An 11,643-nucleotide genomic window follows, 5' to 3' on the forward strand; every position below is an offset into this window, starting at 1 on the left:
CACTTGCTTTAAAAGGAGTTAATTCAGCAGTGTGGGATGTAAAGAAAAAAGTAATTCATGTTTCATTTAATAAGGATAAAGTTGACTTAATCGAAATACATAAAGCAATTGCCGCTTCTGGTTATGATACGGAATTAGAAACAGCCCCCATAGCTTCTTATGATAAGTTAGCTCCTTGTTGTAAGTATACAAAAGATTAGACACATCAAAATTCAAGTTAATTGATATAAATGGATAAAAACAACTAATTAAGTGCAAAAATGCATAAGATGAAGATGTTTAGAATAACAAAGTAAACTGTCTATAAATTTTATTATAGAATAATCATTAAATCACATCATTTTTTTAACAATTAAATAAAGTAAAATGAAACCCCAACTTAAAATAACCAATATGAAAAAAGTAAAAATAATAGGACTCTTGTCTCTTGTTGTCCCATTTTTATTATTTACTTCTTGTACGAAGGAAGATTTAACACCACAATATATTAGCAAAGTTGTTGGTGATTATGAAGGCTATGTTACCTATGATAATGGTACTTCAGTTGACTCATTCGAATCAGTTTGTGAAATTAGTAAAAATTCTGATTCTCAAATTTCATTTCATTGCCAAAACTCTTTGTTCGATACCACCTTAATCATGGATGTATACGCAAATGGCGATCGCTTAGAAATGTGTTTGACAGGAGATAAGTTTTTAAATATGTACGGACACCAGCAAGGAGAAAGGCATATGGGGCATATGGGAAATAGTCAAAATAGCTGGTCTCACCATATGGATGATGAGCATGAAAGTGATGATGAGCATTTTGGAGGTATTCACCATGAAAATGGGAATTTGGACTATACTTTTTTGATAGGTGTTCAAGAAAACGAGTATAGATTATTTTGCACAAAAAATTAAATATTCATTAATAGTTTAAATATAACAAGATGAGGATAATCGTATACTTTTTAGCTGGTATTTTTTTATTAGTTAATGCAGGTGATTCATTTGCAAAAATGAATGATGATTTAAACAAAAATCAGGGTAAGGAAGTTATTAAAGAATTCAAAGTATATGGCAATTGTGCTATGTGTGAGGATCGAATTGAAAAGGCAGCATTGTCAGTTCATGGGGTTAAAAAAGCTGAATGGAATAAAAAAACCAAAATAATGAAAGTTACTTTTGATGAGGATATTGTGAATTTGGATCAAATACACAAAGCCATTGCAAGAGTAGGCCATGATACTGATTTGGTAAAAGCTACTCAGAAAGTTTACAATAAATTACATGGCTGTTGTAAATATCGTTAATTGTTTAATTCTATTCCTTTTTTGTCAAAATTAGGGATATTTGATATATGGATAATACAAGTCTGAAAGAAAGACGTATCGGTTGGGTGGTGGTGTTGACCGCCATTACCATGGTGGTTGAAATATTCTTTGGACTTATCAGTGGATCAATGGCATTATTTGCTGATGGGATACATATGGGCTCACATGTGCTTGCTATTGGATTAAGTTGGATCGCTTATATTTTTGTTCGGAAGTCGAAGCAAAGTAAATCCTTTTCAGGCGATTCAGACAAAATCTTATCATTATCGGGCTATACCAGTGGATTATTGCTTTTGATTTTTGCAGTATTTATAATTGTAAAAGCAATAGAACGATTCATCAATCCTATTGAAATACATTATAAGGAAGCTATTCTTGTGGCAATCTTAGGACTTGGTGTTAATGTGCTTAGCGCTTTTTTATTACATCATAAACAAGAGCATTCCGATCATAACATTCGCGCAGCTTATCTTCATGTTTTGGCTGATGCCATTACAAGTGTTTCCGCCATTATTGGCTTATTGGCAGCCATGATATGGAATCTTATTTTTGTAGATGCCATTGCTGCCATAATCAGTTCTTTCGTCATAATCAAATGGTCGATTGGATTATTGAAAGAGTCTGGCTTAAGTTTATTGGATATGAAGAATAAAACGGATAAACATCATAGCCATTGATCCATGTTTTCACACATGGAAACACGATGATTTACCTGAAAATTATTTGGCTATAATTTGTACAACTTCGTTACTGATCATGTTTACATAAAAAAGCTGCCCTTCAGCTGATATGTTTATACCACAAATACCTTTTGTATTGGTTTGTACCCGACCAATTTCACTTCCATCGGTTAGTTTGTAGGCAATGATGTCACCATTTTCGTAATCACTTACAAAAAGTATGTCCTCCCTGATTTCAATTCCTACAGGACTTAGTATTCCTTTATCAATAAATACTTCAGTTTCCCCATTGATATATTCAGAGTATTCTGCAACAATTTCATAAGGATCGGGATTCATACTTCCTTTTTTACTTCCTGATTTTGTATTGAATCGAAGTATACGAGAATTAGCTGTTTCGGCAATGTATAACCAGCCCGTATTTTTATCTAAAACCATATGACTAGGTAACAGTTTCAATTCCTTTTCTACCTGCACATCTGTGAAACGTTTTAGGATTACATCATCATGATCGCTGCCTCCTGCAACATGCGGCTGACCAAAATCATATAAAATGATGTTGCTATTATTACCATCAAAAATCCAGTAAGCATTGTCGAATGCATGGGCAATACCCATTGCATAAGGACTCTGATGTACCATATCTAAATGACTTCCATTGGGTCCACCACTTTTGTAAGGTGTTCCAACTTTAGCATAAATGTCAAACTCACCTGACCATAAAGACGGGCCTGCAAATTTCCCTCCTCGTCTATTTGCATCCAAAATTCCAGTTCCACTTGCCCAGTTTCCATTATCTCCAAAATCTAGAGAAGTGGGAAGTGCCATAAAATGCCAGGCATTTCCATCTTTTAATTTAAAAGAAGACTGATCTACTTGCCCTGGATTTGTAATATGAACAGTCGTACCACCACTATTGTAAGTACCCTTATTGATAACCCATAATTCATTCGATCTTTTAGGATGAAAGTCCAAATCTTGTGGAATTGATATGCCTTGTGTTGAATTTGCAATTTGCAGAAATTCAGGAGTATTCATTTTATCAGATAAGAAGAACTCCGGAACAGCACTTGATGAATCAATATCAGGATTGTTCGGTCCGTCAACTATATCTTCCTCTTTTGAACATGAACTAATTGTAAGTATCACAGCTATAAGGAGTAGGTAAAAGGAATTTATTTTTTTCATAATAATGTATTTTCAATATACACTAGCAATAATTAGACAAATTAAAAATAAGCTCCAAGAAATACTGATAAAGCTTAGTCTTTATTAAGAATCTTTTTTATTAAAGGTATTCCTTACTTTTGCAGTGATTTTTAATAAGTCATTGAAAAACAAATTAAATTGATTTCATGAAAGTTGGTATTCCCATGGAGATTGAGCCTAAAGAATTAAGGGTGGCCGCAACTCCTAAAACCGTAAAGCGTTTGATTAAGCAAGGCTTTGAAGTTCGTATCCAAAAGGATGCTGGATTAAAAGCTAATTTCTCAAATACTGATTTTGAAGAAGCAGGAGCAATATTGGTTGATTCTGCAACTGACATCTATGGCAATTGTGATATTGCTTTAAAAGTATTGGCACCTTCAGAACAAGAGATAGACCTTATGAAAGAAGGACTTGTAACCTTGAGTTATTTATGGCCTGCTCAAAATGAGGCACTATTAAAAAAACTTGCTGCAAAAAAGGTGAATGCTATAGCCATGGATGCGATTCCTCGTATCTCTAGAGCGCAAAAAATGGATGTTCTTTCATCCATGGCAAATATTGCTGGTTACCGTGCAGTCATTGAAGGCGCAAATCATTTTGGCCGTTTCCTGAATGGACAGATTACTGCGGCAGGAAAAGTTGATCCTGCAAAAGTTTTAGTAATTGGAGCTGGTGTAGCAGGTTTAGCTGCTATTGGAGCTGCCAATTCGTTAGGAGCAATTGTTCGTGCTTTTGATACAAGAGGGGAGGTGGCAGAGCAAATTGAATCAATGGGGGCAGAGTTTTTAACTGTCAATATAGATGAAGATGGCTCAACATCCTCAGGATACTCTAAAGTAATGAGCAAGGAATTTATTGAAGCAGAAATGGCTTTGTTTAAAGAGCAAGCTGCTGATGTAGATATTATTATAACTACAGCACAAATCCCCGGTCGTGAAGCACCAAAATTGATTTTAGATTATCATGTTGAGGCCATGAAGCCAGGATCAGTTATTGTTGATCTTGCTGCCTCTACAGGTGGTAATTGTGCTTATACAAAAAACGGTGAGGTTTATACAACAAAAAATGGCGTAACCATTTTAGGTGTGTTAGACCAATTACCAAATCAAGCATCACAATTATATGGAAACAACCTTTGTCATTTATTAGATGATATGGGTAAAGCTGCGAATTTCAAAATTGACATGGAAGACGATGTTGTTTCCAGAGCAATGGTAACCTATAATGGAGAAATTAATTGGCCACCAGAACCACTTCCAGTTAGTCCACAAAAAGCGAAAGTAGAAGAAGTAGTAGAAGAGAAACCAGAACTTACTCCAGCACAGAAGGCTAAAAAGAAATCAATTGGGATGGTGATTCAATTAGGAGTAATTGGCTTATTCTTATTTTTATTAGGTAAAGTTGCTCCTGCCGATTTTATGGGACATTTTACTGTTTTTGTTTTGGCCGTGTTTGTCGGATGGCAAGTTATCTGGAATGTTAGTCACTCATTACACACACCATTAATGGCTGTTACAAATGCCATTAGCGGGATTATTGTTATTGGCGGATTATTACAAGTCACTACAGATATTTCCAGTCCTATTTCTATCATTGCATTTGTTGCTATTTTGGTAGCTAGTATTAATATTGTGGGCGGATTTTTTGTGACACATAGAATGTTGAAAATGTTTAAAAAATAAGGAAGATGATATCTACACAAATTCAAACAGCAGCCTATTTATTTGCCAGTATATTGTTTATACTGAGTTTGGGAGGTTTATCTTCTCAGGAATCGGCAAAACGTGGTGTTTATTATGGCATCATAGGAATGCTCATAGCTATTTTAGCAACTGTTCTTGGTGATGAGGTTCAAGGACATATTTACATCATAATCGCAATTGCTATTGCCTCTTTTATCGGAATTATCGTTGCACGAAAAGTGGAAATGACTTCCATGCCGCAGTTGGTTGCCATATTACATAGTTTTGTTGGTCTGGCAGCTGTACTAGTTGGTTTTGGTTCATACCTTGATCCTCATACAGCATTATTAGAAGGTGCTGAACGCAACATTCATTTAATCGAAGTTTTCATTGGTGTTTTTATTGGAGCAATTACTTTCACAGGTTCTATCATTGCATGGGGCAAGCTGGAAGGTAAAATTCGAAGCAAACCACTTCTTTATAAAGGAAGACATTTAGTGAACATTATTTTAGTGGTGACTTCTATCGTATTAGGAGTATTATTCACTATGGCCAATGGGAATGATGGTTTAATGCATTTGGTTATTATGACAGCCATTGCTTCTTTCATCGGTGTAATGTTGGTGATGGCCATTGGGGGAGCAGATATGCCTGTTGTTGTTTCCATGTTAAACTCTTATTCAGGTTGGGCAGCAGCAGCAGCAGGGTTTATGTTAGGCAACGACTTATTGATCGTTACTGGCGCCTTAGTGGGTAGCTCTGGAGCAATTCTGTCCATCATCATGTGCAAGGCAATGAATCGGTCGTTTTTATCCGTTATTTTTGGTGGATTTGGTGAAGTTCAAATTGGAAGTGCCGAGGAAATGGAAGGTGAAGTAACGTCAACCGATCACGAAGCAACAGCCGATTTATTGAAAGATGCTAAATCTATTGTGATTGTACCTGGTTATGGAATGGCTGTAGCCAAAGCACAGTATCCAATTTTTGATATGGTTCAAACACTCAGAAAAGCAGGAAAACAAGTTCGTTTTGCTATTCATCCGGTTGCTGGCAGATTACCCGGACACATGAATGTTTTATTAGCTGAAGCCAATGTTCCTTATGATATAGTATTGGAAATGGATGAAATCAATGAAGATCTTCCAGCAACAGATTTAGCCATGATTATAGGAGCAAACGATATTGTAAATCCCGGAGCACAAGATGATAAGAGCAGCCCAATTTATGGAATGCCTGTGATTGAAGTGTGGAAAGCAACAAACGTTATTGTCATGAAGCGTTCAATGGCAACAGGATATGCAGGAGTTCAAAATCCACTTTTCTATAAAGAAAATACAGATATGCTTTATGGAGATGCCAAAGATAGTGTTGACAAAATCAATGGTTTTTTGAAGGAATAGTTTGCTACAAAGCCTCTGCTCCTTCACTTAAGTGAAAAGACGAGAAAAAACGGGTAGTTGATGTTTTCAGCTATCCGTTTTTTGATTCATTTTCATTGTTTTATGAAAAATCATAGCTAATTTTCGTAACGAAGAAATTGAATTATGAAGAAACTGTTTTTTTTATCAAGCTTATTTTTTTTCTGCATTACTGCTTTTGCTCAACTTCCAAAAATAAACTGGTGGTTCGATATTGATGATGCCTCATTTGGTCAAAGTATAGCTGCAGATATTGATAATGATGGAAAACTGGAATTGATTTTCGGATGCTACAGAAACGATAGTATGGTCTATGCGCTAAATGCTGAAGATGGTAGTTTGCTTTGGAAGTACAATACAGGTGCTGGTAATTCGGAAGGGTGTAATGATGTTGCACCTATTGTTTTTGACGTGAATGGAGATGATACATTGGATGTGATTGTTCCAAGTTCATGTAATCCCACTACCTTTTGTTTTCATGGTGCCTCAGGAAAAGTTATCTGGTCGAGCCCAACACGAGGAAGTGATTCTCCCCCAACCATTGCAGACGTGGATAATGATGGTAAAATGGAATTATTGCATGGGGAATTTGGAGGTTATGTTATCTGTTTGAATATTGAAGATGGATCGAAAGCATGGGAGATTCCTGTGGATTTAAATTCCTGGATACAGACTGCACCTACCATTGTCGATATTGATGGAGATAGCTATCCAGATTTTGTAGTAGCTACTTGGAATGCTGTAAACAAAGATTCGAATAAGGTTTATGCCTACCGAGGCCATGATCAAAAACTATTATGGACACACTCTTTGAGCAATTTTGTATATCATGGAACTGCAGTTGCCAATCTTGATCAGGATGATAAACCTGAGTTGGTTATTGGAGACTATAGCGGCAAAGTAACAGCCTTAAATGCGGAAGATGGTTCATTGTATTGGGAGTATCAATGTCCTCAATATTTTTATGCTGCCAGCCCCGTTTCAATAGCTGATATCGACCATGATGGTAGATGTGAAGTACTGTTTTCTGCCTGGTATAAAGTGTATGCTTTATCATTTGATGGAAAAGTAAAATGGGAATACGATATACCCAATTATGGAAGTTGTTTCAGGGGAGTGGCATTGTCAGATATAGATAATGATTCAAAACCAGATGTGATTTTTGGATCATCATTAGGTAATTTGTATTCCTTAAAAGGTACTGATGGTAGTTTAATTTGGGAGCTCGATCTTGAAGCTCATTATGGAGATACATTTACCATAGATCATGCACCTGTAATTGCTGACTTTGATAAAGATGGTATACTGGATGCTTTTGTTGTTGGTGGATTTACAGAATATCCCAAGTTCGAAGTAAATTACGGAAGAGCTTATTGCATTTCTGTAGGTAAGGGAGCAGGACCTGATTGGTTGATGTTTCAGTATGATATTCAGAGGCAATCGAGCTTATGTGCGGCAACTTCAGGAATTGAAAGTCTTCAAGTAAGCAATGAGATAAATGTATATCCAAATCCTTCAGCTGGAGATTTTCATATTTTAGTTAATGACAGAATGAAAGCTAACTATACAGTAACTGTTTATAGTGTGAATGCTAAAAAAATAGTTGAAAGTGAGTTTAAAGATGTTAAAGGAGAAATTGCAATATCACTACCATCTCTAGCTATTCAGGATGGATTTTATATTGTACGGGTCCTCTCAGATTCAGAAATTAAAACCTTTAAGTTGTTAATTTCAAACTAAAATTCATATAAATGCTACCAGCCCAACAAATACGCAAAAATCAGTGGAGCTACAATGGTTGCATCTGATTCGATGATATATTTTGGTGTATTGATATCCAATTTACCCCAGGTAATTTTTTCATTGGGTACAGCACCTGAATAAGATCCATAACTGGTAGTAGAGTCTGAAATCTGACAGAAATAATTCCAAAATGGCGTATCTGTTCTTTCCATATCCTGATAAAGCATGGGAACCACACAGATTGGGAAATCACCTGCAATACCACCACCAATTTGGAAGAAACCAATTTTATTATCCTGTGTATTCTCTGTATACCAATCAGCTAACCAGGTCATATATTCAATACCTGATTTCATGGTTGAGGGTTTAAGTTCTTTTTTTAAACAATAGGAGGCGAAAATATTTCCCATGGTTGAGTCTTCCCAACCCGGAACAACTATTGGAATGTTTTTTTCAGCAGCAGCCAACATCCAGCTATTTTTAGGATCAATTTCGTAGTATTGTTCCAAAACGCCTGAAAGTAACATCTTATACATATACTCATGAGGGAAATAGCGTTCATTATTCTGTTCAGCATTTTTCCAAATGTCGAAAATGTGTTGCTGTAAACGCCTGAAAGCTTCTTCTTCTGGAATACAGGTGTCTGTAACACGGTTGAGTCCTTTTTCAAGTAAATCCCATTCCTGCTGTGGAGATAAATCTCTGTATTCAGGAACTCTTTTGTAATGTGAATGCGCTACCATATTCATCAAATCTTCTTCGAGATTAGCACCAGTACAGGATATAATATGAACTTTATCTTGCCTAATCATTTCTGCTAATGATTTACCTAATTCAGCAGTACTCATAGCTCCTGCCAGAGTAATCATCATTTTATGACCTTCTTCCAATTGCTTTTCGTATCCTTTTGCAGCATCTACTAAAGCTGCTGAATTAAAGTGCTTGAAATGCTCAAGCATAAACTCAGTAATTTTTCCTTTATTTCCCATGTTCAAATTTGTATGATAAAAGTTTATAATAAAGCTTGGATACCAAAAATCCGGGTGCTTTTAATCCTCTAATAGGTGCAAATTCAACAATATCAAAGCCGACAACATTCTTTGTTTCAAAAACTTTTTTCAAATATTTTAGTGTACTATCCCAGTGCAAACCTCCCGGTTCTGGTGTTCCCGTTGCAGGCATTATCGATGGATCGAATGCATCTAAATCAATGGTTAGATACACATTATTGGTCATTAAACTAATTGATTTTTCAATCCATTCTTCATTGCCAAACATTGTATGAGCAAAAAAACACTTTTCTTTATTAAGATATTGTTTTTCACAGATATCCATACTTCTTATGCCAAGCTGAATAAGATTAGTTGTTTTACTGGCCTGATGAACTGCACAAGCATGGTTGTATTTGCTTCCTAAATAGCTCTCTCTCAAATCAGCATGTGCATCAAGTTGCAATACGGTGAGATCTTGAAATTTTTGTTTGTAAGCTTCAATAATTCCGATACTAACTGAATGCTCGCCACCAAAAAAGGTTAAGAATTTATCTAGCTTCAGTAACTCAGTAGTTTTACTCTTTACGACTTCATAAACCTTCTCAGGAGTTGAGCTTTCATTGATGGTAGGAAGAATATGAATGCCTTTTGTATAAACCTCCGAATCTGTTTCAATATCGTAAAGTTCCATATTTTCAGAAGCCTCAATAAATACATCAAAACCTGAATCAGCACCTTTGCCCCATGTGCTTGTTCCATCATAAGGAATGGATTGAAGCAAGATTTCTGAATTTTCAATTGAAGCAAATTCAGCTTCTATGCCTGCGAATGTTTTCATCTGTTTATAATTGTTTATTAATTGTCAGATGGAACTCGCATTATAATCATTTCCATGTGAGAGAAATTTTTTACTCATGCTTGTTTCATATTATTTTAATCCTTCCTACTTATGCTTATTGTTAACATCCTGTCCTCTTGGTCAGGTTGGGATTTAGAACCTTAATACATTGAAAAGTGAGATTCCCGCCTTCGCGGGAATGACGCAAAATTAGAATGGTCCTTATTCTTACTATCCATTATAGCCTAAAATATTAAACATTTCATCTGCAGATTGTTCTTCTCTATACACATAATCAACAAAGTTTCCTTTATCGTCTCTGTCAATAATTACATGCTTTGGTGAAGGAATCAAACAGTGCTTAATTCCACCATATCCGCTGATCGAATCCTGATATGCTCCGGTGTGAAAAAACCCGAGGTATAAAGGTTCTTTATCTTTATCTGAAAAGTAGGGCAGCAATACTTCCTGATTTAGATCTTCTGAGTTGTAATAATCTGAATGATCACAACTAATTCCACCAATATTTGCTCGTCCATATTCATTTCCCCACTTATTTATAGGAAGTAAAATGAACTTTTCGTGCATCGACCAGGCATCTGGAATAGTATTCATTAAACTATTGTTTACGATATACCATTTTTCTGTGTCATTTTGTTGTTTCTGTTCCAAAACCTTAAAAATGATTGCCCCGGCTTCACCTACTGTATATTTCCCAAATTCAGTATATAAATCAGGTTCTTCAATGTTTTCTTTAGTACATGCGTCTTTAATGTTGGCAATAATCTCATTTATCATGTACTCATAGTTATACTCAAAGCCTAAATGATTTCGGATAGGAAAGCCACCTCCAAGATTGAATGAATTCAGGTTTACACTTTCTTTCTTAAGTTCAATATAAAGTTTCAGTGCTTTTTGAAATTCTCCCCAGTAGTAAAGTGTATCTTTAATACCAGAATCAACAAAGAAATGTAGCATTTTTAATTCTACATTATCATTATCACGAATATTCTTTTTAAAAAACTCAATGATTTCATTATGAGGAATTCCTAAACGAGACGTGTAATAAGCGGATTGGGCTTCTTCATTAATAGCCATTCTCAATCCTATTTTAACAGGATCTTTTGTTTTGATTTTCAAGAGTCTATCCAATTCCTCCATGCTATCCAGTATGATGGTTGAATTTTCAAAACCCAATTCCTGCATTTTGATAATTTTCCTTAAATAATCATCTGTTTTATAACCATTATGAATGATAATCCTTTTTTTATCAATCTTTTTCTTTTCATTCAAATTCAAAATTAAATCAATATCGAAAGCTGAGGAGGTCTCCAGATTTACTTTCTGTTTCAATGCTTCCTGTATCACATGGTAGAAATGGTTGCACTTTGTACAATAACAAAAGTGGTAATTCCCCTTGTAATTGTGCTTTTTAATTGCACGATTAAAGAGGTTTCTCGTCTTTTTTATTTGATCACCAATTTTTGGGAGATACATAAATCGAAAAGGTGTTCCATGTTTTTCGATTAAATATTTGAGTGATACCCCATGAAATGTCAGGTAATCTTCTCTAAGATCAAAGCCTTCCTGAGGGAAATAATAGCTCTGCTCTATTAAGTCGAAATAAGACCGTTGCAAAACCAATTATTCTTTAATGTTTAAAATTTTATCCGTTTTTTTTGTGTTTTTTTCTTGATTCCATCCAATTTTTTCTTTTTTTCACAGAATAGGTGGGTGTTTTTATGATATTTCTCATTGTTATTGG

At 35.2% G+C, this 11,643-nt stretch carries 11 protein-coding genes; 7 read left to right on the forward strand and 4 right to left on the reverse strand.

Annotated features, from left to right (window positions below; genetic code table 11):
- From HOG71_08025 to HOG71_08040, 4 genes are all read left to right on the forward strand, one after another.
- Nucleotides 1–200 (forward strand): copper chaperone (locus HOG71_08025; GenBank protein MBT5990788.1); only part of this gene is annotated, 200 nt, incomplete at its 5' end.
- A 193-nt stretch (nt 201–393) separates the two neighbouring features.
- On the forward strand, nt 394–903 hold the full coding sequence (locus tag HOG71_08030) for a hypothetical protein (protein ID MBT5990789.1): 510 nt from the start codon (nt 394–396) through the stop codon (nt 901–903).
- Nucleotides 904–932: 29 nt separating this feature from the next.
- Entirely contained in the window at nt 933–1,295 is a 363-nt protein-coding gene (locus HOG71_08035) for a heavy-metal-associated domain-containing protein (protein ID MBT5990790.1), read from the forward strand.
- A gap of 47 nt (nt 1,296–1,342) precedes the next feature.
- Nucleotides 1,343–1,993 carry a cation transporter gene (locus HOG71_08040; GenBank protein ID MBT5990791.1) on the forward strand — a complete coding sequence of 217 codons (651 nt, stop codon included), beginning with the start codon at nt 1,343–1,345 and terminating at the stop codon, nt 1,991–1,993.
- 42 nt (nt 1,994–2,035) lie between these two features.
- Here the strand turns inward: HOG71_08040 and HOG71_08045 are convergent, their stop codons facing one another.
- Nucleotides 2,036–3,184 carry a hypothetical protein gene (locus tag HOG71_08045; GenBank protein MBT5990792.1) on the reverse strand — a complete coding sequence of 383 codons (1,149 nt, stop codon included), beginning with the start codon at nt 3,182–3,184 and terminating at the stop codon, nt 2,036–2,038.
- Nucleotides 3,185–3,351: 167 nt separating this feature from the next.
- On the opposite strand from HOG71_08045, the gene HOG71_08050 reads away from it, so the two are divergent.
- The 3 genes from HOG71_08050 to HOG71_08060 all read left to right on the forward strand — a co-directional run bounded on the left by HOG71_08050 (nt 3,352) and on the right by HOG71_08060 (nt 8,045).
- Nucleotides 3,352–4,887, forward strand: coding sequence for a Re/Si-specific NAD(P)(+) transhydrogenase subunit alpha (locus tag HOG71_08050; GenBank protein ID MBT5990793.1), 1,536 nt, complete (start codon nt 3,352–3,354; stop codon nt 4,885–4,887).
- A gap of 8 nt (nt 4,888–4,895) precedes the next feature.
- Nucleotides 4,896–6,287, forward strand: coding sequence for a Re/Si-specific NAD(P)(+) transhydrogenase subunit beta (pntB, locus tag HOG71_08055; protein MBT5990794.1), 1,392 nt, complete (start codon nt 4,896–4,898; stop codon nt 6,285–6,287).
- A 144-nt stretch (nt 6,288–6,431) separates the two neighbouring features.
- Nucleotides 6,432–8,045: a PQQ-binding-like beta-propeller repeat protein gene (locus HOG71_08060; GenBank protein MBT5990795.1), complete on the forward strand. Its 1,614-nt coding sequence runs from the start codon at nt 6,432–6,434 to the stop codon at nt 8,043–8,045.
- Nucleotides 8,046–8,059: 14 nt separating this feature from the next.
- Here the strand turns inward: HOG71_08060 and HOG71_08065 are convergent, their stop codons facing one another.
- From HOG71_08065 to HOG71_08075, 3 genes are all read right to left on the reverse strand, one after another.
- On the reverse strand, nt 8,060–9,037 hold the full coding sequence (locus HOG71_08065; GenBank protein MBT5990796.1) for a deoxyhypusine synthase: 978 nt from the start codon (nt 9,035–9,037) through the stop codon (nt 8,060–8,062).
- The gene (gene speB, locus HOG71_08070) at nt 9,027–9,878 is read right to left on the reverse strand and encodes an agmatinase (GenBank protein MBT5990797.1); all 852 of its coding nucleotides are present in this window, start codon (nt 9,876–9,878) and stop codon (nt 9,027–9,029) included. The genes HOG71_08065 and speB overlap by 11 nt, the downstream gene beginning before the upstream one ends.
- A gap of 231 nt (nt 9,879–10,109) precedes the next feature.
- On the reverse strand, nt 10,110–11,516 hold the full coding sequence (locus HOG71_08075; GenBank protein ID MBT5990798.1) for an arginine decarboxylase: 1,407 nt from the start codon (nt 11,514–11,516) through the stop codon (nt 10,110–10,112).
- Nucleotides 11,517–11,643: the final 127 nt, after the last annotated feature.

It is taken from the genome of Bacteroidota bacterium (assembly GCA_018698135.1).
Taxonomy (GTDB): domain Bacteria; phylum Bacteroidota; class Bacteroidia; order CAILMK01; family JAAYUY01; genus JABINZ01.